The sequence below is a fragment of the Mesorhizobium sp. M8A.F.Ca.ET.057.01.1.1 genome (genome assembly GCF_003952565.1).
Taxonomy (GTDB): Bacteria; Pseudomonadota; Alphaproteobacteria; order Rhizobiales; family Rhizobiaceae; genus Mesorhizobium.
The window spans coordinates 3,677,525-3,702,077 of sequence record NZ_CP034454.1 but is presented as its reverse complement, the minus strand read 5'-3'; the positions used below and the strand labels follow the sequence as shown (position 1 = coordinate 3,702,077).

Sequence of the window (24,553 nt, the reverse complement as noted above, 5' to 3'; positions counted from 1 at the left end):
AACAAAGGGGAAAAACAGGCCCGCGGGACTGTGTGATCATCAACTATCTTCGCGCCCGCCGTCGAAGACGACGAGGTGGCGGATGCGGCGCGCCCGGCCGAGCGCCGAGATCGTGTCGGGCGCCCCGATCTCGTCCGGAACGAGCGAGGGAACGTCGATCGCCGGACGGTTGTTCAGCAGCTCTTTCTCCGGGTCGATGACGCGTATGGAATCGATCAGGGCGTCCGTGATCGGATCCGCGCCCAGCCAGAATGGCTTCTCCGCGGCGCTGATCACGCCGAGGCAGCGCGGATTTTCAACGCCGCCATCGAGCGGCAGGGCGAGCAATTCGAACTTGTTGGAGCGGCCGTTGCGGCTGAAGCCCTCGAAAATGATCAGCACGACCGATTTCTGGTCGAAAACCCCATGGATCAGCCGCGAAACCAGCCGCTGATCCTTTTCGCGCCACAGCGACGGGAACGAGAATCCCTTGAGTTCGCGGCCGTAACAGGCGCAGAGCCTGGTGCCGGCCAGACGAAATACGGGCTGCCCACGCGTGTCCCTTTCCAGGATGAACGTATCGGCCAGCAGCGACTTGATATCGGCCGGCTCGACTTCCGATCGCTTCGGAGCGGGGCGTCCGTCACGCAGCCGGTTCCAATAGTGGAACAGCGTGATCGATCCGTTTTGGTTCATACTAAAAAGCTCCGCGCATTCTGTCGTCTGATGTCCCATCGGTGAACAGAAGGGCGCCCTCCGATGATCTACATGCGTTCCGGAGCAGGAAGCGTGCCAGCGTCGTTAACACTTGTTCACGGGTCGGGGCCGTTAAGGTTAACAACTGGTTTACGTTGCGCCCCGGCGAGCCGTGTGGCACACCAAAACCACTGCAGAAGCGGTCGTTTCGCGACGATCGGCAGCACTTCAGTCAAGAGTTTTAGGGGAGCAGGGGGCTCGACCGGCCGTTCAAGGGAAACCTTGGACGGCTTCTTTTTTGATTCGCACCTGTGATTCGGAGCGGGACGATTCGCCATTTGCGGTTCCATCGGCGGTGATCTAGATGCTGGCCAGGCCGAACCAGCCCCAGACCGAACCAGCCCAGACTGAACCAGCATCGAGTGCGATTGCAGATGAGCGAACCTCAAAATCCGTCTCAGCCCGAACCGGCCGAAGCCATGCCGCCGCCGGCGCGTGAGCCGGTGTTCAACCTGCCGCCGATCGTGCTGGCGGTGATCGGCATCTGCGCGGTCGTCTATCTGCTGCAACAGTATGTACTGAACGACGCCCAGCAGATGACGCTGCTCTATGACGGGGCGTTCATTCCGGTCCTCTATACCGGCCAATACGGGTTCGACTGGTTCCTTTTCACCCGGCCTTTCACTTACGCATTCATGCATGGCGGCTTTGCCCATATCGGCATCAACATGGTCTGGCTCGCCGCCTTTGGCTCGCCGCTGGCCAATCGCCTCGGCGCGCTCCGGTTCGCGTCGTTCTTTGCTGCCACCGGACTGGCTTCGGTGGCGCTCTTCTGGGCGATGCATCCATACGGAGAAGCGCCGCTGGTCGGCGCATCGGGCGCCATATCGGGCATGATGGGGGCTGCGGCGCGTTTTGGCTTCCGCACCGACCGCTCGGCCGGCAAGGCTGCTTTCGCAGGCCCAGTGCTTCCCGTGGCCATCGTGCTCCGCTCGCGCGGCGTCGTCATCTTCCTGGCCATGTGGATGATCATCAATCTCGCCACCGGCCTTCTCGGTTTCGCGCCCGGCATGGACGGCCAGATCGCCTGGGAGGCTCATATTGGTGGCTTTGTCGCGGGCTTCTTCGGCCTGCGCTGGTTCGACAGGGGATGGCAAGCGCCTCAATGGGAAGCCCCCGACCACACTTGAAATGCAACCCATCACGGCGCACGATGTTCACTCTTATGTGAAAACCGGTCAGGTCAGGAACCGGTTGGCAAAGTAGAGGAGGACGCCATGACAGTTAAGGCAATTCTCGAGAGCAAGGGCCATGACGTGCTGACGCTCGGGCCCAACGAAAAACTCAGCGAAGCCATTCGCATCCTGACAGAACACAAGATCGGCGCACTGGTCATCACCAATGGCGATCGCAAGATCGTCGGCATCCTCTCCGAGCGCGACATCGTGCGCGTGATCGCCAAGGAAGGAGCCGCCGCGCTCGACATCGCTGTGCGCTCGGCCATGACGCCGAAGGTGAAGATCTGCAATGAGAACCACACCGTCAACGAGGTGATGGAGATCATGACCAGGGGTCGTTTCCGCCATTTGCCGGTGGAAAAGGACGGCCTGCTGGATGGCATCGTGTCCATCGGCGACGTGGTCAAGCGCCGCATCGAGGACGTCGAGCGCGAGGCCGAGGAAATCCGCGCCTACATCGCCACCGCCTGAGCGGTGACGGGAACCGCCGGCCGAATGCCGGCCGGCGGCACCAGGACTACCTGTTGTCGAGTTCGGAGCGGACGAGTGCGAGCCCGCGCCTTGTGATGCGGTAGGGCCTGCCGCCCGACGACGAAACCGCCTTGGGATGAGCGTTCTATGGGCGAAAGTGGCTGGGACGGCCAGACCGTGGCTTTGCGCTTGTCTCTTCTGGCGGTTTGCACTAGCGAAGCGGGTACGATTTATACCTGCTGAATGTGCAGCGCATTCGGCAATCATCCGGAATTTGACGGCAGGCCATGAGCATCATCGATACCCGTACACCCGACGCAAAACGCCTGATATCAGGCGCCACCGGCGACTGGGAGATCATTATCGGCCTTGAGGTTCACGCACAGGTCATCTCGGAGGCAAAGCTCTTCTCCGGCGCCTCGACCGCATTCGGGGCTGCGCCCAACGGCAATGTCAGCCTGGTCGATGCGGCGATGCCCGGCATGCTGCCTGTCATCAACGAGGAATGCGTCAAGCAGGCGATCCGCACTGGCCTGGGGCTGAAGGCGGCGATCAACCACAAGTCGGTCTTCGACCGGAAGAACTATTTCTATCCGGACCTGCCGCAGGGCTACCAGATCTCGCAGTTCAAACAGCCGATCGTCGGCGAGGGCACGGTCATCGTCTCGGTCGGTCCCGACCGCCAGGGCGAGTTCGAGGACATCGAGGTTGGCATCGAGCGCCTGCACCTGGAGCAGGATGCCGGCAAGTCGATCCACGACCAGCACCCGACCATGTCCTATGTCGACCTCAACCGCTCCGGCGTGGCGCTGATGGAGATCGTGTCGAAACCCGACCTGCGCTCCGGCGACGAGGCCAAGGCCTATGTGACCAAGCTGCGTACCATCATGCGCTATCTCGGCACCTGCGACGGCAACATGGACGAAGGCTCGCTGCGTGCCGACGTCAATGTCTCGGTACGCCGGCCAAGGGGCGAATTCGGCACCCGCTGCGAAATCAAGAACATGAATTCGATCCGCTTTATCGGCCAGGCCATCGACTACGAAGCGCGCCGGCAGATCGCTATCCTCGAGGACGGCGGCAAGATCGATCAGGAAACGCGGCTGTTCGATGCCGTCAAGGGCGAGACGCGCTCGATGCGCTCCAAGGAAGAGGCGCACGACTATCGCTACTTCCCCGATCCCGATCTTCTACCGCTGGAATTCGACCAGGCCTATGTCGACGCCCTAGCCGAGGAATTGCCGGAACTGCCCGACGACAAGAAGGCGCGGCTGATCTCCTCGCTCGGCCTTTCGACCTACGACGCAGCGATCCTGGTGTCGGAAAAGCCGATCGCCGATTATTTCGAGAAGGTAGCGGCCGGGCGCGACGGCAAGCTCGCCGCCAACTGGGTCATCAACGATCTGCTGGGCGCTCTCAACAAGGCCGGCAAGGACATTGAATCTGCTCCGGTTTCGCCCGATCAGCTCGGTGCGGTCATCGACCTGATCAAGGAGGGCACCATCTCCGGCAAGATCGCCAAGGACCTGTTCGAGATCGTCTGGAGCGAGGGTGGTGATCCACGCCAACTGGTCGAAAGCCGTGGCATGAAGCAGGTCACCGACACCGGCGCCATCGAGAAGGCGGTCGACGAGGTGATCGCCGCCAATCCCGACAAGGTCGAGCAGGCACGCGCCAAGCCGACCATGGCCGGCTGGTTCGTCGGCCAGGTGATGAAGGCGACCGGCGGCAAGGCCAATCCGCAGGCCGTCAACGATCTCGTCAAGGCCAAGCTGGGTATCGAGTAAAGGCATGTTCGTCCGCACCGCCGGGGATCGCGACCTCGCAGCCGTCCGGGCGTTGCTGGTCGAGACTTGGCATGCCACCTATGACGCGATCTACGGTGCCGAACGGGTTACCGAGATCACCAATGAATGGCACTCCATCGCTTCGTTGAAGGCCAGGCTGGTCAAGCCGAGCAGCGAGTTCCTCGTTGCCGATGACGGCAAGCGCATTGGCGGCATGGCGTTTGCCGAAGCCGTCGGTGACGGCGGCGTGGTTATCCTCAGCCAGCTCTATGTGCTTCCTGCGCTGCAGGGCCGAGGTATCGGCGGCATGCTGCTCGACGAAATCATCGAGAGTTTTCCGGAAGCCCACGGGATTCGGCTCGAAGTGGAAGAGAAGAACACCCGCGCCGTTGCCTTCTATCAGGCCAATGGCTTCGTCCAGGCCGGCCGCACCGAGAATTGCGGCTCCGGTGGCTCCGCCATCCCGGCGCTGATCTATGAACGGGTACTTGCCGCCTGAGCATCGTGGCGGCGTGATCACCTTCGCGCGAGCGCGCGTCCCGGGTTCCGTTTTCGTTTGACGGCCCTGATGTCCGGCACCAAAGCTGCTCAGGCCGACCGCGCGAAGCCGGAATAACCCGACACGCGCGGGACGGCTTGGGGGAACCATGCCAAGCCTGCCGGAACTGATGCCGACCGAGGTGTCGGATGAAACCTTTGGTGGCGTCACCTATCACATAGCGGGCGAACTGGTGCCTGTGCTTTCCGTCGACGTGACGCGGATGCCTGTCTATTTCGAGCACCACATCCTGCTGTGGAAGAATTCCACGATCACCATCGGCCTGAAATCGCTGAAGGGTGCGCTGAAGCGCATGATGGCCGGCATGCAGATCTTCGTCACCGAGGCGTCGGGAGCGGGCATCATCGCCTTCAGCCGCGACGGACCGGGTCACATCGTGCCGATTCACCTGCGGCAAGGCGAGGAGATCCAGGTGCGCGAGCACCAGTTCCTCGCCGCCACCGGCAATGTCGACTACACGTTCGAGCGTGTACGCGGCCTGGCAACGATGCTGTTCGGCCAAAGCGGCTTCTTCATTGACCGGTTTCGCGGTGATACCGGGGACGGCATTGTCTGGCTGCACGGTTACGGCAACGTTTTTGAAAAGACGCTCGCTCCGGGCGAAACCATCGACATCGAGCCCGGCGGCTGGCTGTTCAAGGATGCCTCGGTCAGGATGGAAACCAAGATCGACCGGCTGTCGAGCGGCTTCTTCGGCGCCAACATGAATTTCATCGTCAACCGCTTCACCGGCCCGGGCAGGGTCGGCATCCAGTCAATGTACCTGCATATGCCGACCGAGGAGTAGGCTGGGGGAGCCGCAAGCGGGACGGGTGAAGGCCAGATCAGCGCGACCGCGGCGGTGTGTGCCTCGCGCCGGCAGCGTTGAGCCTGCAAACCGCAACCGAGAGCGCGAACGCCGATCAGGCGGTGGAAACGTCCACATTGTCGATCAGCCTGGTTTTTCCCAGCCAGGCGGCGGCGAGGACGCGGCCCATTCGGTCCTGCCGCCATGGCGCAAGTGTCAGGCTTTCACGGGCCTCGACATAATCGACTTTCTCGAAGCCGGCGGCGATCAGGGCGCGGCTTGCTTTGGCGATCGTTTCTTCCTGACCTGCGCCCGCCGCCAGCGCCGTTGCCGCCTTGCGTAGGATAAGGTTGAACTGGCGGGCGATCTGGAGTTCGGCTTCGTCGAGATAGGCGTTGCGTGACGACATGGCGAGGCCATGCGAATCGCGAATGGTCGGTGCGCCGATGATCTCGACGGGCAGGTCGAGGTCGCGGCAAAGCTGCCTGACGACGCAAAGCTGCTGATAATCCTTTTCGCCAAAGATGGCGAAGTCGGGTGCGGCCTGCAGGAGAAGTTTGGCCACCACAGTGGCGACGCCGTCGAAAAAGCTGGGTCGAAAGTCCGTTTCGAGCCCGGCTGACGGGCCGCCGACCGAGATTTTCGTCGCGAAACCGGCGGGATACATCTCGTTGACATCAGGCGTGAAGGCGAGATCGGCCTTGGCCATCGTCAGCATATCGAGGTCGCGGGCCAACTGGCGCGGGTACTTGTCGAGATCCTCGCTCGGCGCGAACTGCGTCGGATTGACGAAGATCGACACCACGCATCGATCGGCTCTTTCGAGGGCGATCTTGATCAACGAAAGATGCCCGTCATGCAATGCGCCCATGGTCGGCACCAAGGCGATGCGCTGCCCATCGCGCCGCCAGTCCCGGATGCGTGCGCGAAGCGCGGCAACGCTGTCGACGACGTCGGGCCGGCTCATGCTTCATCCCCGCCATTGGCTTTTGAAAAGACGTGGGCACGGCCGGGGAATTCGCGGTCCCGTACCTCCGATGCGTAGCGCTCGGCGGCATGCGCGATCACGCTGCGCAGATCGGCGTATTGCTTGACGAATTTAGGCACGCGGTCGACCGTCAGCCCGACCATGTCGTCGATGACCAGGATCTGGCCGTCACACTCGCTGCTGGCGCCGATGCCGACAGTCGGAATGGCGATGCGGCGGGTGATGTCCGCGGCGACCGTCTCGATCGTTCCTTCAATGACCAGGGAAAACGCGCCGGCCTTCTCGACCGCGAGCGCGTCGGCGATCAGGGCAGCCACATTCTCGTCCGTGCGGCCCTTGATCTTGTAGCCGCCGTCTTTCTCGACCGATTGCGGCTGCAGGCCGATATGGCCCATGACCGGGATACCGGCGGCCACGATCGCCGCGATCTGAGCGGCCATGTCGACGCCTCCCTCGAGTTTCACCGCCTGGCAGCCGGTCTCGCCAACGATGCGCCGCGCCGAGGCCACGGCCTGAGCGGCTGAATCCTCATACGTGCCGGCCGGCATGTCGACGACGACGCAGGCCCTGGCCGAGCCCCGCATCACGGCTTGGCCGTGCGCGATCATCATCTCCAGCGAGGCGCCCAGCGTCGTCTCATGGCCATGCAGGACCATGGCGACGCTGTCGCCGACCAGGAGCAAATCGACATGGGGGTCGAGCAGGCGCGCGATCGGGTAGGTGTAGGCGGTGAGGCAGACGATCGGCGTGCCGCCCTTGCGGCGGCGAATCAGGTCGGCGCCGATGCGAATGTCGGTGGTCGGCAATTGCTTGGCCAATCGTCGCCTCCTTTAGCCCTCGGTCGGAGAGGATTTCCGCATGGGCGCGCAGAGCTTTAGAAAGAGCGGCAAGGCTTGGCAAGCGTGCATCCGGCCACTCCAGGGATCACGGGCCCAGGGATCACAGGCTTGTGTCGGGTCCCTGGCGCGCCATTTGCGCGCTCCCGAGGCAAAACCCTTGCCTTCCCGAAGGCCTGACGCCATAAGCAGGAAACGGGCGCCGCCAGCGCGAGGGTTCTGAGATGAAGACTTTCCTGACGCAGTTTTTCACCTGGTGGAACAGCCAGACGCTGGGAACGCGCCTGCACACCTGGCGGTACGGCAAGAAGGTCGGCCAGGACGAGGCCGGCAATGTCTACTATGAGGGCGGTATCGATTCGGAAGGCCGTACGCGCCGCTGGGTCATCTACCGCAACTATTCGGAAGCGTCGGCCATTCCGCCGGGCTGGCACGGCTGGATTCACCATCGTGTCGATGTCGCTCCCCCCAGCGATGACTACCGGCCGCGCGACTGGCAAAAGCCGCACCTGCCCAATCTGACCGGCACGCCCGCGGCCTATCGCCCGAAGGGCTCGGTGCTGACCAACCAACATCGCCCGCAGGTCACCGGCGACTACGACGCCTGGACGCCCGGGTCGTAACGGCGCGCGTTGTAACGGTAAGGTGCAGGCCGGTCCTTTATCGCCACAATTGGTGTTTAGCTGCTTGCTGATCAGAAAACGGCGACTAGCCTTGGCGATCGACGGAATCACCTGGGCGCGAACCACCGGTACCCCTGCATGAGCTTTTTCAACCTGATATCGACAGGCGGTCTGACGCTAGCCGCCAGCCTCGCCGTCAGCACCGTCGCCTTTGCGGCTTCACCCACACCTGCACCCGCCGCCCCGGCGCCGCCGGCGGCAGCCGGATCGGATCGCATTGCCAACCCGGTCGCCGAGTTCGCCGGCATCGACAAGATTACCGGCCGCATCATCACCTTCGATGTCTATATCGACGAGACGGTGCAGTTCGGCGCCCTGCAGGTGACGCCACGTGTCTGCTATTCCCGGCCGGAGAACGAAGAGCCGAAGACGGATTCCTTCGTCGAAGTCGACGAGATCACGCTCGACCGCAAGATCCGCCGCATCTTCACCGGTTGGATGTTCGCCGAAAGCCCTGGCCTCAACGCCGTCGAGCACGCTGTCTATGACGTCTGGCTGAAGGAATGCAAGCAGAAGTCGGATGTGCCGGCGCCTGATGCTGGCAAGGCCAACGGAGCGAAAGCCGACGCCTCGAAGCCGGCCGCTACCAAGCCCGCCTCGGCCAGGCCCAAGCCCCCGGTCACTCCGGACGTGGCACAGCCGGACGACGCCGCGGAGCCGGATACGACCACCGCCAACTGATCTCTTGGAACCGCCATGGCGGGCGCGCGTTGGAGCATCAAGACGCGCCCGGAGGATATGCTATGTCGGACAGCAAGCGGATCATGGCCAACAAGGCCGAGTTGTTGGAACTCGAAAAGGGGTTCTGGACGGGTGACAGTGCCTACTACGCCGCCAACGCGGACACCGAATGCCTGGTGGCATTTCCGCGGATGGCACAGGCGATGGACAATGCCGACCTGGCCAAGACCGCGACCAAACCCAACCGCTGGCGTGACCTCGATATCGAGCTCAAGGGAATAATCGAACCCGGTAGCGATATCGTCATGCTGACTTACGAAGCACATGCGACGCGGGAGAACGGCGAGCCCTACGCGGCGCTGGTCAGCACCGGCTATGTCCATCGCGTCAACGGCTGGAAGATGATGTTCCATGCGCAGACGCCGATCGAGGCTGCGCCCAAGTAGGGCTTGATCCCTACGGAAAAAAGATCGCTTCACCCTTCAGCGCGTCGGCCAGCATCTTCTCATACTTGCCGCGCGGCACGTCGACCGCGCCGAATCGCTTGAGGTGCTCGGTGGTGAACTGCGTATCGAGGAGCGCGAAGCCGCGTGCCTTCAGGCGCTCGACGAGATGCACGAGGCAGATCTTCGACGCGTCCGTCTCTTTGGAAAACATGCTTTCCCCGAAAAACACCCGGCCGAGCGAGACGCCATAGAGCCCGCCGACCAGACGCCCCTCGCGCCATGCCTCGACCGAATGGCAGTGTCCCATCCGGTGCAGCTGCACATAGGCTTCGCGGATCGGCGCGTTGATCCAGGTCGAGCGGCGCTCCTCGCGCTTTTCGGCGCAGCCGTCGATCGTCGCCTCGAAATCGAAGTCGAAACGGATGTCGAACGGGTGCCTGCGGATCGTTTTCTTCAGGCTTTTGGGCGTGTGGAAGCCGTCGAGCGGAATGATGCCGCGCGTTTCCGGCCGCACCCAGAACACTTCCGGGTCACCAGCACTTTCGGCCATCGGGAACACGCCCGAGGCGTATGCCTTAAGCAGAAGGTCGGTGGGGATGCGATAGCCTGGCGCGTAGGGACGGGTCATCGCGTCCCCGCGCTATTCGCCCTTGGCCAGATATTTTTCCAGCCAATGGATGTCGTAGTCGCCGTTGGCGATGTCGGCATTGCCGACGAGATCGCGAAACAGCGGCAACGTCGTCTTGATGCCGTCGACGACGAATTCGTCGAGCGCCCGGCGCAGCCGCATCATGCATTCGACGCGGTTGCGCCCATGCACGATCAGCTTGCCGATCAGGCTGTCATAGTAGGGCGGGATCCTGTAGCCGGAATAAACACCGGAATCGACGCGGATGCCGAGGCCGCCAGGCGTATGAAAATGGGTGATCGTGCCGGGCGAGGGGGTGAAGGTGCGCGGATCCTCGGCATTGATGCGGCATTCGATGGCGTGGCCGTTGAACTTGATGTCTTCCTGCTTGACCGAAAGACCGCCGCCGGAAGCGACGCGGATCTGCTCGTGGACCAGATCGATGCCGGTGATCGCTTCCGTCACCGGATGCTCGACCTGGAGACGCGTGTTCATCTCGATGAAATAGAATTCGCCGTTCTCGTACAGGAACTCGATCGTTCCGGCGCCCGAATAGCCGAGATCGGCAATCGCCTTGGCGCAGATGCCGCCGATGCGCGACCGTTCCTCGGCGTTGAGCGCCGGCGAATTGGCCTCTTCCCAGACCTTCTGGTGGCGCCGCTGCAATGAGCAGTCGCGCTCGCCGAAATGCACGCCGCCGCCGAAGCCGTCGCCGAACACCTGCACCTCGATGTGGCGCGGCTTCTCCAGATATTTCTCGATGTAGACCGCGTCGTCGCCGAAGGCCGCGCCGGCCTCCGAGCGCGCCGTCTGCAGGGCGATTTCGAGGTCCGCCTCGGTATGCGCCACCTTCATGCCGCGTCCGCCGCCGCCGGCCGATGCCTTGATGATGACGGGATAGCCGATCTCGGCGGCGATCCGCCTGGCTTCCTTTTCCTCGGTCACCGCACCGTCCGAGCCGGGCACCACCGGAATGCCAAGGCGCTTTGCGGTGCGCTTGGCCTCGATCTTGTCGCCCATGACGCGGATATGGTCGCCGGACGGACCGATGAAGGTGATGTTGTGTGCGGCCAGGATGTCGGCGAACTTGGCGTTCTCCGACAGGAAGCCGTAGCCCGGATGCACGGCGTCAGCGCCGGTGATCTCGCAGGCCGCGACGATCTGGTGGATGTTGAGATAGCTGTCGCGCGACGGCGGTGGACCGATGCACACGCTTTCGTCGGCAAGCCGCACATGCATGGCGTCGGCATCGGCGGTCGAATGCACCACCACCGTCTGGATGCCGAGTTCCTTGCAGGCGCGCAGCACCCGAAGCGCGATTTCGCCGCGATTGGCGATGAGGATCTTCTGGAACATCCGGCCCGCTCTACTCGATCACGACAAGCGGCATGCCGTATTCGACCGGCGTCGCGTCCTCGAACAGGATCGCCGTCACCGTGCCGGCGCGCGGCGAGGGGATCTGGTTCATCGTCTTCATCGCCTCGATGATCAAGAGCGTCTGTCCTTCCTTGACCTTCTGGCCGACCTCGATGAACGGCTTGGCGTCCGGCGACGGCGCCAGGTAGGCGGTACCGACCATGGGCGAAGGGACGGCGTTCTTGGACACGTCGACCGCGGCCGGGGCAGCCACGGCGGCAGATTGGGCGGCCGTCGCCGGCGCATAGGCTGGTTGCGGTGCGGCGATCGCGTGGACGGTGGGCGCCTGTCGCGACACCCGCACCTTCAGGTCGCCGAGTTCAACCTCGATCTCGGTCAGGTTGGTGTCGTTCAGTATGCCCGCCAGATCGCGGATCAGTTGCTGGTCAACACCGGTCTTCTTTATCGACATTTTCGAGCCTTCTGTTTGTTGGCCGGTCATAGGCGTGCGGCCAGCGCTTGCAGCGCCAGCGTGTAGCCGAGCGGCCCAAAGCCACAGATCATGCCGACAGCGACCGGCGCGACCATGGAGACGTGGCGGAACGGTTCCCGCGCGTGGATGTTGGAAAGGTGAACTTCGGCGACCGGCAGCGGCGCGATCGAGCGGATGGCGTCGTGGATGGCAATCGAGGTATGGCTGTAGGCGCCTGGATTGATGACGATGCCGGCGGCTTTGTCGCCGGCTTCCTGGATCCAGTCGACAAGATCGCCTTCATGGTTCGACTGGCGGAAATCGATCTCGATCCCAAGCGCTTTGCCTGCCTGCTTGCAGTCGTCGGCGATGGCCGCGAGCGTCTTGCCGCCATAGATGCCCGGCTCGCGCTTGCCGAGCGCGTTGAGATTGGGACCGTTCAGGACGAAAACCGTTTTCAAAAAAGTCGACCTTTTCCGGCGCCGACGTCAAGCCGGCGCGCTGGGCCTCTATACCGGGCATAGTCGCCCTCGGAAAGAGCGCAAGTGCGTTCTTTCACTGTCCACAACCGGCCGAAATGCGCCCGTGAAGAAAACCACTCGCCGGTCAAAGCGCGGCTTTCGCCGCCTCGATCTTTTCGGCAAGCACTTCCTGCCCGAGCGCCCCGAACACGACCTCGTTGCCGACGACGTAGGAAGGTGTTCCGGTGATCTGCAGCTTGTTGGCAAGATCGTAAGTCTTGGAGAAGGCCTCGGGGATCGACGCGTCCTTCATCTTCTCGCGCAGCGTCGCCTCGTCGGCGCCGAGCGAAAGCGCGATCTTGATCGCGGTTGCCTCGGTGGCGCGCCCCTGGCCGCCGAGCAGCGCGTTGTGGAACTGGCCGTATTTCTCCGGCATCATCAGGTGGAACGCCATCGAAACGACGCTGGCCTTCTGCGAGTCCGGGCCGAGGATCGGGAATTCCTTGAGCACGAAGCGCAGATCCGGATCGGACTTGGTCAGGGCCCGCATATCCTCGATGGCACGTTTGCAGAAGCCGCAATTGTAGTCGTAGAACTCGACGATCGTGACCTTGCCGTTCGGGTTGCCGACGACGCCGTCGAAGGTGGAGTTGAAGATCTGGTCCTTGGCGTTCTTGATGACGCCGAGCGCCGCGAGCCGCTGCTCCTCCTTCTGCTTGGCCTCGAGCGCGTCCTGCACTTCGAGCAGCACTTCGGGATTCTTCAGGAGATAGTCGCGGATGATTCCCTCGACCTCGGCGCGGTCGATTTTGGTATCGGCCACGGCCGACTGGGCAGGCTGCGCCGTCTGGACAGGCTGAGCCGTCTGGACAGGCTGAGCCGTCTGGGCAGGCTGCGCCGTTCCGGCCTTCGCAACCTGCGGATTGCCGGCCACGAAACCGAAAGCCAGCATGGCAAGGGCGACCGCAACCCCCGTGGTGCCCAGCAGCAGTGCCTTCTTCATCGTTCTCGTTCCTTCTGCCTGTTTTCCGGTCTGGCTGTGTCGCAGCACACGGCCGGAGGGTTCATGAGATTACTGGCTCTTGCCTGATGATTTGTAGTTTATGATGTCCTGGGCGCGTATCCAGCGCGGCTCGCCGCGCTTCATCTGCTGTTGCGCCCGCATGGCGAAGATCTTCGCATCCTTGTAGTTACCGGAATAGAAATGGCCTTCGGCGGTGGCAAGATCGGCGCCCGGTATGTCTCCCAGCTCGCCGTAAGCCTGCGCCAGATAACGATAGCCGGTGGAGTTTTCCTTGTCGCGCCCCAGGCCATTGTTGATCTGCACGACAGCTTTCTTGAGCGAGTCGGGCGTGCCGACTGCCATCAGCGCCTGGCCAAGCGAGACCGGCAGCAGGCCGGAGCGTGCCGCATCGAGGCTGACCGCTTTGGCATAGGCGTCGGCCGCATCCCTTGGCTTGTTCGCTTTCATCAATATATCGCCGCGCAGCTCCTGGAAGTAGGCGTTCTTGGGCTGCGCCTTGATCAGGGCGTTGGTCTTGGCGAGCGCAGCGTCGAGGTTGCCGTACAGATAGGTCGACTGGGCATCGCCATATAGCGCCGCCATGCTGCCGCGCATCTTTTGTATCAGCCGCGCCGCGGTGGCCTGGCCTTCCATGTAGACGGCAATCTTCACCCGCATCATGTCATGGCGCTGCTGCAGCGTCGGCGGGTCGAGCTTGTCGACATTGGGGCTCTGCTTGACCAGCACCTCGAGATTGGCGATGCGGTCCTGCGGCATGGGGTGGCTGATCCTGTAGGGATCGACCTGCGCGCCCGACAGCGACAGCGCGGTCTGGAAGCGGTGGAAGGTCTTCAGCATGCCCATGCCGGACTGGCCGGTGGCATTGAGATAGGTGATGGCCGAGCGGTCGGCCGTGATTTCCTCGGTGCGCTGATAGGCGAGGATGCTGCGCTGCGCCATCTCGCCGCCGCCAGCCGCCACGCCCATGCCGGCCCCGGCAAGGCCGCGGCTGTTTGTCGTCGCACCGGCGACCATGGCGCCGGCACCGAGCAAGGTGGCGATGATGGCCATGGTCTTGGCACGTTCGAGTTGCTCGCGCAGTTTCTGCTGGTGGCCGCCGGCGATATGCCCGGCTTCGTGCGCAATGACACCGATGATTTCATTCGGCGTCTCAGCCGTCATCAGCGCGCCGGTGTTGATGAACAGCCGGCGCCCGGTGACGAAGGCGTTGAAGCTGGAATCGTTGACCAGCACGATGTCGATGCCGTCATTCGCCAGCCCCGCCGCCTTGAAGATCGGCCGTGCATAATCGCGTACCAGAGCTTCGATCTCGGCGTCGCGTACCACTGGCACGCCCTGGGCGAAGGCGGTTACCGAACCGGCTACCGCAACCGCGGCGGCAAGCGAGATCGTCGCGAAGACACGCGCTGCCCGGGCAATCGTCGATCTGGGTCGGCTCAACATAATGTGTCCACTGGTAGACGAGCGGGCGAAAGATGAAAAGTCGGCGCCTGAAAAACTTCCTCAACTTGTGATCCTCACATCAATCGGGCATTTGTGCGGCGCATGCGTCAGGACCTGGCGCGCTCAATCCTCGCAACAGGGGTAAAAATGGTCGTTTCGCTCTCCCAACGCGGCAATGTCGAGCCGTTCCACGCCATGGATGTGCTGGCCGAAGCGAACCGGCTGAAGGCCCAGGGTGTGCCGGTGATTTCCATGGCGGTCGGCCAGCCATCCGATCCGGCGCCTGTCGGGGTTCGCGCCGCCGCGGCCAAGGCACTGGAGGTTGGACGTATAGGCTATACCGACACTTTGGGCCTGGCCCCGCTGCGCAGCGCGATCGCCGGGCATTACGCGGATCACTATGGCCTCGATGTCGACCCCGTCCGGATCGCGGTGACCACCGGATCGTCGGCGGCCTTCAATCTCGCTTTCCTGGCGATGTTCGATCCCGGCGACCGGGTCGCCATCGCCGCGCCCGGCTATCCCGCCTATCGCAACATCATGGCAGCCCTTGGCATCGACGTGGTCGAAATCGAGCTCGCCGACGCCGCTTATCTGAATGCCGGCCATTTGGAGGCCGCGCATCGCGACAAGCCGCTGAAGGGCGTGCTGTTCGCAAGTCCGGCCAATCCGACCGGCGCCGTCATACCGGCGGACGAACTGGCGGCGCTGGTGACCACGGCGGAATCCCTCGGCATCGCCGTCATTTCCGATGAGATCTATCATAGGCTGGCCTATGGCGCCCCAGACACCACGGCACTCGCCTTTAGCAACAGCGTGACGGTGATCAACTCCTTTTCGAAATACTATTGCATGACCGGCTGGCGCATCGGCTGGATGGTGTTGCCGGAAGACCTCGTGCGGCCGGTAGAGCGCATCGCCCAGAGCCTCTACATCTCGCCGCCGGAGCTGTCGCAGATCGCGGCGATCGAGGCCTTTGCCGCAACGGAGGAATTGGAAGCGGTGAAGCGACGCTATGCCTGGAATCGCGAGCTTCTGATGAAGCGGCTGCCGGAGCTGGGTTTTCCCCTGGCGGCGCCCATGGATGGCGCCTTCTATGCCTTTTGCGATGTTACCCGGCACAGCAATGACAGCATGGCTTTTGCCCGCAAAATGCTGGCCGAGGCGCTTGTGGCGGCGACGCCCGGCCGCGACTTCGACACCCGGGCGGGCCATCGCTCGATGCGGTTTTCCTATGCCGGCAGCCACGACGACATGGTCGAGGCGATGGCGCGCATCGAACGCTGGTTGAGGTAGCGCCATGCCGGAGCTCGAACAGGCGCTGGCGGAAGTCGCGGCGGAAATGGCTGAACGCACCGATCGCGGCGAGGTCGCGACCTACATTCCCCAACTGGGCAAGGTCGACCCGAAGAAATTCGGTATCGCAGCCGTCACCAATGACGGCAGCGTGCTGGTGGCAGGCGACGCCGACCAGGCTTTTTCGATCCAGAGCATCTCGAAGGTGTTCACCCTGACGCTGGCGCTCGGCAATGTCGGCGACGCGCTGTGGAAGCGGGTAGGGCGCGAGCCGTCCGGCAACCCGTTCAACTCGATTGTCCAGCTCGAGCATGAGAACGGCATTCCGCGCAATCCGTTCATCAATGCCGGCGCTATCGTCATTTCCGACATCCTGCTTGCCGGCCACCAGCCGCGCGAGGCGATCGGCGAGATCCTGCGCTTCGTCCAGTTCCTTTGCGACGACGAGACCGTCATCATCGACCGCGAGGTCGCGGCTTCCGAACGCGCCACCGGCTATCGCAACTTCGCGCTCGCCAATTACATGAAATCCTTCGGCAATCTGCATCATGCGCCGGAATTGGCGCTGGGCGTCTATTTCCACCATTGCGCCATCGCCATGAGCTGTCGGCAACTGGCAATGGCCGGTCGCTTCCTCGCCAATGGCGGCAAGAACCCGGCGACCGGGTATCAGGTGGTGTCGGCGGAGCGGGCGCGGCGCATCGGCGCCATGATGCTGACCTGCGGCCACTATGACGGCTCCGGCGATTTCGCCTTCCGCGTCGGTATTCCCGGCAAGAGCGGCGTCGGCGGCGGCATATTGGGTATCGTGCCGGGTGTCGCCTCGCTCGCCGTCTGGTCGCCCGGCCTCAACGCCAACGGCAATTCCAAGCTGGGTTCGATCGCGCTGGAAAAGCTCGCCAGGATGATGAACTGGTCGATCTTCGCGCCATAGCGATCACGACCTGCCGGATATGAAAAATCCCGCGCCGTTCGTTTCGATCGGCGCGGGATTAATTTTTGTCAGCAAATCAATTCAAGAATTTGAAAAGCTTAGAAAAAGCCTTTCCGCTGCCACCAGCCGGCACGCTTGGGCTTTTCTTCGGATTCGGCTTTGGCTTCCGGCTCATCGGCGACGGTCGAGGAAACCACCGGTACGACAGGTGTATCGGCGGCTGCCGCCTTGCGGCGTGATGGCCGGGTCTTCGGTGTCTCCCCGGCGACCGCTGCCTCGTCCGATGCCGTGGCTGGCGTCTCGGCGGCCGCCTGAACGGCCACTTCCGCGGTCGGCTCCTCGGCGACAGCCTCGACGGCTGCCTTCTTCGGCTTGGCTGCGCGCCGCGGCTTCTTGGGCTTTTCGGTGCTAGGCACCTCGTCGCTCACGGTAGCCGCCGGCTCTTCGGCGGCTGCGGCAGCCACCGGCTCGATCGACACAGGCTCGCTTAACGAGGCATCAGCCTCGGCAGGTTCGGTCGTTTCGCCGGCTGCCGCCTCCGTCTCGCCTTCACCGTCTTCGCGACGGTTGCGCTTGCCGCCGCGCTTGCCGCGCCGACGCTTCTTGCCCTGGCCATCGTCGGATGCTTCTGCCGTTTCGACGGTCTCCGTTGCGGCGACTACAGCTTCGTCGTCTGCCTCGGCATCGTCATGGTACGCCGCGCCTTCCGACGCGGAGAGGCCGTCATCCGGGGTGGACAGGGGCGCGCCGTCCGTCGGGGCGCCATGCTCGCGGTCGCGATCCTTGCCGCCGCGCCGCCTGCGACGCTTGCGGCGCTTGCGGTCGCGGCCTTCGCCTTCCTCGCCGGATCTGGGCTGCTGATGCTGCGACGGCTGGGCGTGCCGTGGTTGCTCGGCCTGTACCGGCGCTTCGTCTTCCTCCGCGGCGACGACGATCTCGTCCTCGGGCTCTTCCGGCTCGACATAGGCCGGCAGGCTGCGCGCCTCGACGAAACCTTCCGGCTTTTCGGCCAGCGCGCCGCGGAAGATCGCGTAGTGCTGGGCACCAACCGTATCGTCGGCCTCGATGGTGACAGTCAGACCGAAGCGGCTTTCCAGTTCCACCAGAGTGCCGCGCTTGTGGTTGAGCACGTAGAGCGCGGTCGCGGCCGGCGTGCGCACCGTGATGTGGCTGCGCGAATCCTTGAGCAGGAACTCCTCGATCGCCCTTACCACCATCAGCGCCACCGACGAATCGGAGCGCACATGGCCGGTTCCGCCGCAATGCGGGCATGGCTTCATGGTCGATTCCAGCACGCTGGCGCGGATGCGCTGACGTGACATCTCCATCAGGCCGAAATGCGAGATGCGGCCGACCTGGATGCGGGCACGGTCGTTCTTGAGGTGATCCTTCAGCCGCTTCTCGACGGAGCGGTTGTTGCGGTTCTCCTCCATGTCGATGAAGTCGATGACGATCAGGCCGGCAAGATCGCGAAGCCGGAGCTGGCGGGCGACTTCCTCGGCCGCTTCCAGATTGGTGTGGAGCGCGGTGTCCTCGATCGAGTGCTCCTTGGTGGAGCGTCCCGAATTGACGTCGATGGCGACCAGCGCTTCGGTCTGATTGATGATGATGTAACCGCCGCTCTTCAGTGTGACTTGCGGCTGCAGCATGCGGTCGAGCTGCGCCTCGATGCCGTTGCGCACGAAGATCGGCGTCGTGTCGCGGAATGGCTGAACCACCTTGGCGTGGCTCGGCATCAGCATGCGCATGAAATCCTTGGCTTCGCGGTAGCCCTCTTCGCCGGAAACCAGGATCTCGTCGATATCCTTGTTGTAGAGATCGCGCACCGAACGCTTGATCAGGCTGCCTTCCTCATAGACGAGGGCAGGGGCGGTGGACTGGAGCGTGAGATTGCGCACGTTCTCCCACAGCCGCATCAAATATTCATAGTCGCGCTTGATCTCGGCCTTGGTGCGGCTCTCGCCGGCGGTCCGCAGGATGACCCCCATGCCTTGCGGCACCTCAAGATCGGCGACGACCTCCTTGAGGCGCTTGCGGTCGACCGCGCTGGTGATCTTGCGCGAAATCCCGCCGCCGCGCGCCGTGTTCGGCATCAGCACCGAATAGCGGCCGGCAAGCGACAGATAGGTGGTGAGCGCTGCACCCTTGTTGCCGCGCTCTTCCTTGACGACCTGCACCAGCAGGATCTGCCGGCGCTTGATCACTTCCTGGATCTTGTACTGGCGGCGCACCGGCTTGCGGCGGTTGCGCACTTCCTCGAGCGCGTCCTCGGCGCCAACCGATTCGATCTCATGATCGTCAGGATGGGAAGAGGATACTTCCTCGAGCATCCCGCGGTCATTGTCGGTGGAAGTGGCTTCGCTGCCCTGTTCCGCCTGCGGGACGGGTTCGGAAATCACATCGCCTTCGACGGAGGCGGCGATCGACTTGGGGCCACCGTCGCTGGTTTCGCTTTCGTCCTGTTCGGAGGAATCCCCGTTATCTTCGGGTGCCCTGTTATCTTCGGATGCCCCGTTATCTTCGGACGCAACGTCATGTTCGGAAGCCCCGGCGTGTTCCGAGGCATCGGGTTCCATGGTCCCCGAAACGTTGGACATGTCCTCGGCGGCGGCACCCGCGCCATTGTCGTTGTTTTCGTCTGTCTCGCCGGCGGCTTCGTTTGCGTGGCCGGAATCGGCCGTGCCGGCATCGCGCCTGTTTTCACCACGGTCGCGGGTCTTGCCGCCGCGCCGGCGACCGCGCCGCCCGCGATCCCGGCTCTGGCGATCGTCACCTTCGCCGTCCTCGTTCTCTTCGTCCTCAGCCTCCTGCGCTTCCGCGCGCAGCAGTGCCTGACGGTCCGCGACCGGAATCTGGTAGTAGTCGGGGTGTATTTCACTGAAGGCGAGAAAACCGTGACGGTTGCCGCCATATTCGACAAAGGCTGCCTGAAGGGAGGGTTCGACGCGCGTTACGCGGGCGAGGTAGATATTTCCTTTGAGCTGCTTCTTGTCCTGGGATTCAAAGTCGAATTCTTCGATACGGTTACCGCGTACGACGACGACGCGTGTTTCCTCCGGGTGGGAGGCGTCTATCAGCATTTTGTTGGGCATTATTTCGTTTCCCCCCGGCAGCCGTCAGCCGCAGCTGGCGGGGCAAAGCCCGCTGCTGTGTGTCTGGATGAGAGTGGGTGCCGGATAATTGAACGTCCGCCGGACGGTGCCTGCGTGTCATGGCGGTGCCGCCCGCAGCCATATTGGCGCGGTTTGATGCGGACCTTTCCATGATTGCGCTTGAAGCCATCGTCACCAGCAGAACCTTTTGAACCAAAGCCCGGAAACCGGACCAGCTTGTTTGCTCATACAGAGCCGGCGCGGGAACGACCCGGCCGTTTTCCTCACGCAGGCGATTCCCCCGCCACGGGAGCACACCTGCGAAATTCGTCGCAATCACCTGAAGCCTTTTCGCGTGAAGCGAAAGGAGCCGCCTTTCATCTGACCCTGTAGCAGGAAGCTGCGGAGGAGGGCGGTTCCAGGATTGCAGTGATCCACCATCGCTTTTATGATTTGGCGGGTTGGAAGGCAACCCCGATTTCCGATGCCGGCAAAAAGCGGTTCCGCAACGTAAGCCTGGGTCCGAACCTTGCATGAAAAGGCTTGGTTAACCTTCTCTGGATACCAATCGTTAATCGAATTCGCCGCCTGACCGGCGCGTCGATGAAATGAACGGGCGCCGGGCGCCAAACCGGGAGAGACTGGAAGAGAGATGGGACTGGCGGACTTCACAGACAAGGGATGTCGTGTTGGCGGCCAGATTCTTCGTGCCTTCTGCCTCGTGTTGCTGGTGGTGTTTTCGTCTGCCTTTTCCACGCTTGCCAACGCCGCCGACTCGCCGCTTGTGGCGAGAGGCTACAAAATGGCCGGCGATGCCACCAAGATGCGCATCGTCATGGATTTCGATCGCGAGCCTGACATCAAATGGTTCCTGCTGCGCGGACCAAACCGCCTTGTCATCGATCTTGCGAACACCCGATTTGCCATAGATGCCAAGGATTTGAAGCCGCGTGGCCTGGTCAAGGGCGTGCGGCTGGGCGAACTCGGCGAGGGCGTCGCTCGGCTGATCCTGACCGGAAAGGGACCGTTCGCCGTCGACAAGCTCGATGTGCTCAAGAATGAGGATGGAACCGGCTACCGCATTGCCGTCGACATGTCGGCGGCCTCCGAACGTGAGTTTGACGCCGCCCTTGCCAATCAGGCGCTGACCACCGGTTCCACGGTTTCGACCGACAAGGGCGGCCGGGTCGGCACCGGACCTGTCTCCAATCCGGGCCACCGGTTCACCGTCGTCATCGACCCCGGCCATGGCGGCGTGGATGGCGGCGCCGAGGGCCTGAACGGCACCATCGAGAAGAACGTCACGCTGGCCTTTGCCACGGAACTGCGCGACAAGCTCGCGGCGGTCGGCAGATACGATGTCTTCATGACCCGTGATGCCGATGAATATCTGCGCCTGGACGACCGCGTCCGCATTGCCCGCCAGCATGAGGCCGATCTGCTGATTTCGATCCATGCCGACACGATCAGCGTCAAGGGCATCCGCGGCGCCACTGTCTATACGGTCTCCGACAAGGCTTCCGATCCGGAAGCACAGGCGCTTGCCGACCGTGAAAACCTGTCCGACCAGTTCGCCGGCATGGTCATCAAGGACGACAACAAGGAAGTGACTGACATCCTGATCGACCTGATCCGCCGCGAGACGCACACTTTTTCGATGAGTTTTGCCCATACGCTGGTCGGTCAGCTTTCGACCAGCGTCGGCCTTATCAACAACCCGCAGCGTTCGGCCGGCTTCAAGGTGCTTAAGGCCCCGGACGTGCCGTCCGTGCTGGTCGAACTTGGTTATCTCTCCAACGCCAAGGACGAGGCGCAACTGCTCGACACCGAGTGGCGCGGCAAGGCAGCGCAAAGTATCACCAACGCCGTCGCATTGTTCGCTTCCGCGCGCGCCCCGCCTGGAACCGGAGGTTGACAATGCCCCGGCGGCGCCTGCAACCAGGCGGCGTTGCGGGATGACAACACCCGGTGCTTTTTATTTCCGGCTTGCGGCCGCGAAACGCGGCCCTGCCGTATTTTGTCCACATGGTGGCGACATGGGTTTTCGATTGCGGATTGGGACCGGCTCGAAAGCTTGCGTGGAAGGCGGCTTCGTTTAGGAAATTCCCGAACCAAGGACTGGAGCGGGTATGATTCGTCTCATTGGCTATTTCTTCGGCATCGGCACGACGCTGGCCCTCTTGGCCGCGGCGGGCGTGGCCCTCTACATCGGCCATGTGGCAAAGGATCTGCCCGACTATGAAGTGCTGGCCAAGTACGAGCCTCCCGTGACCACCCGCATCCATGCCTCGGATGGCGCGCTGATGGCGGAGTATGCACGAGAACGGCGCCTGTATTTGCCAATCCAGGCCATCCCGGATCGCGTCAAGGCTGCCTTCCTGTCCGCGGAGGACAAGAACTTCTACAGCCACCCTGGTGTCGACATAACGGGGTTGGGCAGAGCGGTGATGACTTACGTTTCGGGTGGCCCCATGCAGGGCGGCTCGACGATCACCCAACAGGTTGCCAAGAACTTCCTGCTCACCAACGAGCGCTCCCTGGAGCGCAAGGCCAAGGAAGCCATCCTTTCGTTCCGCATCGAGCAGGCCTATTCCAAGGATCGTATCCTTGAGCTCTATCTCAATGAGATTTTCTTCGGCTTCAACGCCTATGGCGTTGCCGGTGCCGCACTGACCTACTTCGATAAATCGGTGAACGAGTTGACCGTAGCCGAGGCCGCCTATCTGGCATCGCTCCCGAAAGGCCCCGCCAACTACAATCCCTTCAAGCACGCCGACCGGGCAATTGAACGGCGAAACTGGGTGATCGGCCAGATGGTCGAAAACGGTTACGTTACGCCCGAAGAGGGCGCGAAGGCGAAGGCCGAGCCGCTTGGCGTTGCTCCGCGCCGCTCTGGCTCCTACCTTTTCGCCGGCGAGTATTTCACGGAGGAGGTTCGTCGGCAGATCATCGCCCGCTATGGCGAGAACGCGCTCTATGAGGGCGGGCTGTCGATTCGCACCACCCTTGACCCGAAGGTCCAGCTTATTGCCCGCAAGGCGATGCAGAACGGATTGATGAAATACGATACTTTGCGCGGCTATCGCGGGCCGGTGAAGACGATCGACGTCTCCGGCGACTGGGGTGTGCCATTGGGTGCCGTCAAGGGACTGGAAGACGTTCCCGAGTGGTCGCTTGCCGTCGTGCTCGACAGTTCGGCATCCGGCCTGTCGATCGGCCTCCAGCCCGCGCGCCAGGCGTCGGGCGACATCGTCAAGGACCGCGTCGAAGGCACCGTCAGCAAGGATGACATGGGTTTCGCCATGCGCCATTTGGTCGATGGCAAGACGGTCAAGGCAAAGTCGCCGGCCGACGTGCTGAAGCCGGGCGACGTGATCTTCGTCCAGAAGAACGACGGATCCGACAATACCTACAGCCTGCGCCAGGTTCCCGAGGTTGAGGGCGGCCTGATAGCCATGGATCCGCACACCGGCCGCGTGCTGGCCATGGTCGGAGGTTTCTCTTATTCGCAGTCCGAATTCAACCGCGCCACCCAGGCCATGCGCCAGCCGGGTTCCTCGTTCAAGCCGATCGTCTATTCGGCCGCGCTCGACAATGGCTATACCCCGGCCTCAGTGATCATGGACGGACCGATCACCATCCAGAGCGGCAACACCACCTGGACGCCGAAGAACTATGACGGCACGGTCGCCGGTCCGGCAACGCTGCGCTCCGGCATCGAGAAGTCGCGCAACCTGATGACGGTGCGGCTTGCCAATGACATGGGCATGAAGCTGGTCGTCGAATATGCCGAGCGCTTCGGCGTCTATGATCATCTGGCGCCATATCTGCCGATGGCGCTGGGTTCGGGCGAGACGACCGTCATGCGCATGGTTTCGGCCTATTCGATCATGGCCAATGGCGGCAAGTCGATCAAACCGTCGCTGATCGATCGCATCCAGGACCGCTACGGCAAGACGGTGTTCAAGCAGGATGAGCGTGGCTGCGAAGGCTGTAACGCGCCTGAATGGAAGAACCAGCCGGAGCCGGAACTGGTCGACAATTCCGAGCAGGTGCTCGATCCGATGACCGCCTACCAGATCACCTCGATGATGGAAGGTGTCGTCCAGCGCGGCACGGGTGCCACCATCGGCGAGCTTGGCCGCCACATCGCCGGCAAGACCGGCACCACCAACGACGAGAAGGACGCCTGGTTCATCGGTTTCACGCCGAACCTCGTGGTCGGCCTCTACATGGGCTACGACACGCCGCGCGGCCTTGGCCATGGCGCCACCGGCGGTGGTCTTGCGGCCCCGATCTTCAAGGATTTCATGCGCGTGGCGCTGGACGGCACGCCCAATGTCGACTTCAAGGTGCCTGACGGCATGAACCTGATCGCCATCAACCGCAAGACCGGCATGCGCGCATCCTCGGGCGATCCCGGCACCATCATCGAGGCCTTCAAACCGGGCACCGGCCCCGCCGACAGCTACTGGGTGATCGGCATGGGCGCCGATGGCTCCAACGCGTCCGGCGGCGCCCTGTCGCCGCAGGCCAACCAGGCCATCCAGGACGGCGGCGGCGGCCTTTACTGACGAATTCAAACGTCCAAATGGGGTCAGCCTCGGGCTGGCCCATTTCGCTTTACACATGGCGGCACCGTCCCTATGTATCGCGCCGACCGAAGCGTCATTCAGCAACAGGACAAAATATTAGG

The 24,553-nt window shown here is 62.9% G+C and carries 22 protein-coding genes and 1 pseudogene; 12 read left to right on the top strand and 11 right to left on the bottom strand.

All coding sequences use genetic code 11. The features are described 5' to 3' along the window. Nucleotides 1–39: 39 nt before the first annotated feature. Nucleotides 40–675, bottom strand: a complete 636-nt coding sequence (locus EJ077_RS17515; protein ID WP_208695407.1) for a PAS domain-containing protein — start codon at nucleotides 673–675, stop codon at nucleotides 40–42. A 434-nt stretch (nucleotides 676–1,109) separates the two neighbouring features. On the opposite strand from EJ077_RS17515, the gene EJ077_RS17510 reads away from it, so the two are divergent. Together EJ077_RS17510 and EJ077_RS17505 are read left to right on the top strand one after the other, a co-directional pair. Then, on the top strand, nucleotides 1,110–1,865 hold the full coding sequence (locus EJ077_RS17510; RefSeq protein ID WP_208695406.1) for a rhomboid family intramembrane serine protease: 756 nt from the start codon (nucleotides 1,110–1,112) through the stop codon (nucleotides 1,863–1,865). A gap of 87 nt (nucleotides 1,866–1,952) precedes the next feature. Further along, entirely contained in the window at nucleotides 1,953–2,384 is a 432-nt protein-coding gene (locus tag EJ077_RS17505; protein ID WP_127280953.1) for a CBS domain-containing protein, read from the top strand. Nucleotides 2,385–2,430: 46 nt separating this feature from the next. Here EJ077_RS17505 and EJ077_RS17500 read toward each other — a convergent pair. Then, a pseudogene (locus tag EJ077_RS17500) lies at nucleotides 2,431–2,517 on the bottom strand (YjhX family toxin); the annotation flags it as partial. Nucleotides 2,518–2,671: 154 nt separating this feature from the next. Between EJ077_RS17500 and gatB the strand changes: the two are divergent. The 3 genes from gatB to EJ077_RS17485 all read left to right on the top strand — a co-directional run bounded on the left by gatB (nucleotide 2,672) and on the right by EJ077_RS17485 (nucleotide 5,517). Next, entirely contained in the window at nucleotides 2,672–4,171 is a 1,500-nt protein-coding gene (gatB, locus tag EJ077_RS17495; RefSeq protein ID WP_208695405.1) for an Asp-tRNA(Asn)/Glu-tRNA(Gln) amidotransferase subunit GatB, read from the top strand. A 4-nt stretch (nucleotides 4,172–4,175) separates the two neighbouring features. Next, a complete protein-coding gene (locus tag EJ077_RS17490; RefSeq protein ID WP_208695404.1) occupies nucleotides 4,176–4,670 on the top strand; it encodes a GNAT family N-acetyltransferase in 495 nt (164 codons plus the stop codon). Between the two features lie 148 nt (nucleotides 4,671–4,818). After that, entirely contained in the window at nucleotides 4,819–5,517 is a 699-nt protein-coding gene (locus EJ077_RS17485) for an AIM24 family protein (RefSeq protein WP_135915529.1), read from the top strand. Between the two features lie 115 nt (nucleotides 5,518–5,632). On the opposite strand, the gene panC is transcribed toward EJ077_RS17485, so the two are convergent. After that, nucleotides 5,633–6,484 (bottom strand): pantoate--beta-alanine ligase, encoded by an 852-nt coding sequence (panC, locus tag EJ077_RS17480; RefSeq protein WP_208695403.1) that lies wholly within the window; start codon nucleotides 6,482–6,484, stop codon nucleotides 5,633–5,635. Continuing rightward, the gene (gene panB, locus EJ077_RS17475; RefSeq protein ID WP_208695402.1) at nucleotides 6,481–7,323 is read right to left on the bottom strand and encodes a 3-methyl-2-oxobutanoate hydroxymethyltransferase; all 843 of its coding nucleotides are present in this window, start codon (nucleotides 7,321–7,323) and stop codon (nucleotides 6,481–6,483) included. The genes panC and panB overlap by 4 nt, the downstream gene beginning before the upstream one ends. 242 nt (nucleotides 7,324–7,565) lie before the next feature. Here panB and EJ077_RS17470 point away from each other — a divergent pair, with 242 nt between their 5' ends. The 3 genes from EJ077_RS17470 (at nucleotide 7,566) to EJ077_RS17460 (ending at nucleotide 9,151) form a co-directional block, all read left to right on the top strand. Then, the gene (locus EJ077_RS17470) at nucleotides 7,566–7,964 is read left to right on the top strand and encodes an NADH:ubiquinone oxidoreductase subunit NDUFA12 (protein ID WP_140760106.1); all 399 of its coding nucleotides are present in this window, start codon (nucleotides 7,566–7,568) and stop codon (nucleotides 7,962–7,964) included. A gap of 138 nt (nucleotides 7,965–8,102) precedes the next feature. Beyond that, nucleotides 8,103–8,705: a DUF2155 domain-containing protein gene (locus EJ077_RS17465; RefSeq protein WP_208695401.1), complete on the top strand. Its 603-nt coding sequence runs from the start codon at nucleotides 8,103–8,105 to the stop codon at nucleotides 8,703–8,705. A 62-nt stretch (nucleotides 8,706–8,767) separates the two neighbouring features. Next, entirely contained in the window at nucleotides 8,768–9,151 is a 384-nt protein-coding gene (locus tag EJ077_RS17460) for a hypothetical protein (protein ID WP_172736345.1), read from the top strand. A gap of 10 nt (nucleotides 9,152–9,161) precedes the next feature. On the opposite strand, the gene aat is transcribed toward EJ077_RS17460, so the two are convergent. The 6 genes from aat to EJ077_RS17430 form a co-directional block, all read right to left on the bottom strand. Further along, complete coding sequence (gene aat / locus EJ077_RS17455; protein ID WP_208695400.1) at nucleotides 9,162–9,779, bottom strand: leucyl/phenylalanyl-tRNA--protein transferase; 618 nt, start codon at nucleotides 9,777–9,779, stop codon at nucleotides 9,162–9,164. Between the two features lie 12 nt (nucleotides 9,780–9,791). Continuing rightward, nucleotides 9,792–11,135, bottom strand: coding sequence for an acetyl-CoA carboxylase biotin carboxylase subunit (accC, locus tag EJ077_RS17450; protein WP_208695399.1), 1,344 nt, complete (start codon nucleotides 11,133–11,135; stop codon nucleotides 9,792–9,794). Nucleotides 11,136–11,145: 10 nt separating this feature from the next. Then, nucleotides 11,146–11,607, bottom strand: coding sequence for an acetyl-CoA carboxylase biotin carboxyl carrier protein (gene accB / locus EJ077_RS17445; protein WP_208695398.1), 462 nt, complete (start codon nucleotides 11,605–11,607; stop codon nucleotides 11,146–11,148). Between the two features lie 26 nt (nucleotides 11,608–11,633). Then, nucleotides 11,634–12,068 carry a type II 3-dehydroquinate dehydratase gene (gene aroQ / locus EJ077_RS17440; protein WP_127279916.1) on the bottom strand — a complete coding sequence of 145 codons (435 nt, stop codon included), beginning with the start codon at nucleotides 12,066–12,068 and terminating at the stop codon, nucleotides 11,634–11,636. 145 nt (nucleotides 12,069–12,213) lie between these two features. Then, nucleotides 12,214–13,071, bottom strand: coding sequence for a DsbA family protein (locus EJ077_RS17435; RefSeq protein ID WP_208695397.1), 858 nt, complete (start codon nucleotides 13,069–13,071; stop codon nucleotides 12,214–12,216). Nucleotides 13,072–13,140: 69 nt separating this feature from the next. Then, complete coding sequence (locus EJ077_RS17430) at nucleotides 13,141–14,535, bottom strand: M48 family metalloprotease (protein WP_208695396.1); 1,395 nt, start codon at nucleotides 14,533–14,535, stop codon at nucleotides 13,141–13,143. 147 nt (nucleotides 14,536–14,682) lie between these two features. Here EJ077_RS17430 and EJ077_RS17425 point away from each other — a divergent pair, with 147 nt between their 5' ends. Then, on the top strand, nucleotides 14,683–15,831 hold the full coding sequence (locus EJ077_RS17425; RefSeq protein ID WP_208695395.1) for a pyridoxal phosphate-dependent aminotransferase: 1,149 nt from the start codon (nucleotides 14,683–14,685) through the stop codon (nucleotides 15,829–15,831). Nucleotides 15,832–15,835: 4 nt separating this feature from the next. Next, nucleotides 15,836–16,765 (top strand): glutaminase, encoded by a 930-nt coding sequence (locus EJ077_RS17420; protein ID WP_208695394.1) that lies wholly within the window; start codon nucleotides 15,836–15,838, stop codon nucleotides 16,763–16,765. 98 nt (nucleotides 16,766–16,863) lie between these two features. On the opposite strand, the gene EJ077_RS17415 is transcribed toward EJ077_RS17420, so the two are convergent. Beyond that, nucleotides 16,864–19,857 carry a ribonuclease E/G gene (locus EJ077_RS17415; RefSeq protein ID WP_208695393.1) on the bottom strand — a complete coding sequence of 998 codons (2,994 nt, stop codon included), beginning with the start codon at nucleotides 19,855–19,857 and terminating at the stop codon, nucleotides 16,864–16,866. Nucleotides 19,858–20,509: 652 nt separating this feature from the next. On the opposite strand from EJ077_RS17415, the gene EJ077_RS17410 reads away from it, so the two are divergent. Together EJ077_RS17410 and EJ077_RS17405 are read left to right on the top strand one after the other, a co-directional pair. After that, entirely contained in the window at nucleotides 20,510–21,772 is a 1,263-nt protein-coding gene (locus EJ077_RS17410; RefSeq protein WP_208695392.1) for an N-acetylmuramoyl-L-alanine amidase, read from the top strand. A 214-nt stretch (nucleotides 21,773–21,986) separates the two neighbouring features. Further along, nucleotides 21,987–24,431, top strand: a complete 2,445-nt coding sequence (locus EJ077_RS17405; protein WP_208695391.1) for a penicillin-binding protein 1A — start codon at nucleotides 21,987–21,989, stop codon at nucleotides 24,429–24,431. Nucleotides 24,432–24,553: the final 122 nt, after the last annotated feature.

What these genes read in the sequence shown, in the direction of transcription:
- accB (WP_208695398.1), bottom strand. Translation starts at nt 11,607, where the DNA reads ATGTCGATAAAGAAGACCGGTGTTGACCAGCAACTGATCCGCGATCTG.
- EJ077_RS17490 (WP_208695404.1), top strand. Translation starts at nt 4,176, where the DNA reads ATGTTCGTCCGCACCGCCGGGGATCGCGACCTCGCAGCCGTCCGGGCG.
- EJ077_RS17425 (WP_208695395.1), top strand. Translation starts at nt 14,683, where the DNA reads ATGGTCGTTTCGCTCTCCCAACGCGGCAATGTCGAGCCGTTCCACGCC.
- panC (WP_208695403.1), bottom strand. Translation starts at nt 6,484, where the DNA reads ATGAGCCGGCCCGACGTCGTCGACAGCGTTGCCGCGCTTCGCGCACGC.
- EJ077_RS17510 (WP_208695406.1), top strand. Translation starts at nt 1,110, where the DNA reads ATGAGCGAACCTCAAAATCCGTCTCAGCCCGAACCGGCCGAAGCCATG.
- aat (WP_208695400.1), bottom strand. Translation starts at nt 9,779, where the DNA reads ATGACCCGTCCCTACGCGCCAGGCTATCGCATCCCCACCGACCTTCTG.
- EJ077_RS17405 (WP_208695391.1), top strand. Translation starts at nt 21,987, where the DNA reads ATGATTCGTCTCATTGGCTATTTCTTCGGCATCGGCACGACGCTGGCC.
- EJ077_RS17505 (WP_127280953.1), top strand. Translation starts at nt 1,953, where the DNA reads ATGACAGTTAAGGCAATTCTCGAGAGCAAGGGCCATGACGTGCTGACG.
- EJ077_RS17415 (WP_208695393.1), bottom strand. Translation starts at nt 19,857, where the DNA reads ATGCCCAACAAAATGCTGATAGACGCCTCCCACCCGGAGGAAACACGC.
- EJ077_RS17410 (WP_208695392.1), top strand. Translation starts at nt 20,510, where the DNA reads ATGGGACTGGCGGACTTCACAGACAAGGGATGTCGTGTTGGCGGCCAG.
- EJ077_RS17465 (WP_208695401.1), top strand. Translation starts at nt 8,103, where the DNA reads ATGAGCTTTTTCAACCTGATATCGACAGGCGGTCTGACGCTAGCCGCC.
- accC (WP_208695399.1), bottom strand. Translation starts at nt 11,135, where the DNA reads ATGTTCCAGAAGATCCTCATCGCCAATCGCGGCGAAATCGCGCTTCGG.
- EJ077_RS17420 (WP_208695394.1), top strand. Translation starts at nt 15,836, where the DNA reads ATGCCGGAGCTCGAACAGGCGCTGGCGGAAGTCGCGGCGGAAATGGCT.
- EJ077_RS17470 (WP_140760106.1), top strand. Translation starts at nt 7,566, where the DNA reads ATGAAGACTTTCCTGACGCAGTTTTTCACCTGGTGGAACAGCCAGACG.
- EJ077_RS17485 (WP_135915529.1), top strand. Translation starts at nt 4,819, where the DNA reads ATGCCAAGCCTGCCGGAACTGATGCCGACCGAGGTGTCGGATGAAACC.
- gatB (WP_208695405.1), top strand. Translation starts at nt 2,672, where the DNA reads ATGAGCATCATCGATACCCGTACACCCGACGCAAAACGCCTGATATCA.
- EJ077_RS17460 (WP_172736345.1), top strand. Translation starts at nt 8,768, where the DNA reads ATGTCGGACAGCAAGCGGATCATGGCCAACAAGGCCGAGTTGTTGGAA.
- EJ077_RS17515 (WP_208695407.1), bottom strand. Translation starts at nt 675, where the DNA reads ATGAACCAAAACGGATCGATCACGCTGTTCCACTATTGGAACCGGCTG.
- EJ077_RS17435 (WP_208695397.1), bottom strand. Translation starts at nt 13,071, where the DNA reads ATGAAGAAGGCACTGCTGCTGGGCACCACGGGGGTTGCGGTCGCCCTT.
- EJ077_RS17430 (WP_208695396.1), bottom strand. Translation starts at nt 14,535, where the DNA reads ATGTTGAGCCGACCCAGATCGACGATTGCCCGGGCAGCGCGTGTCTTC.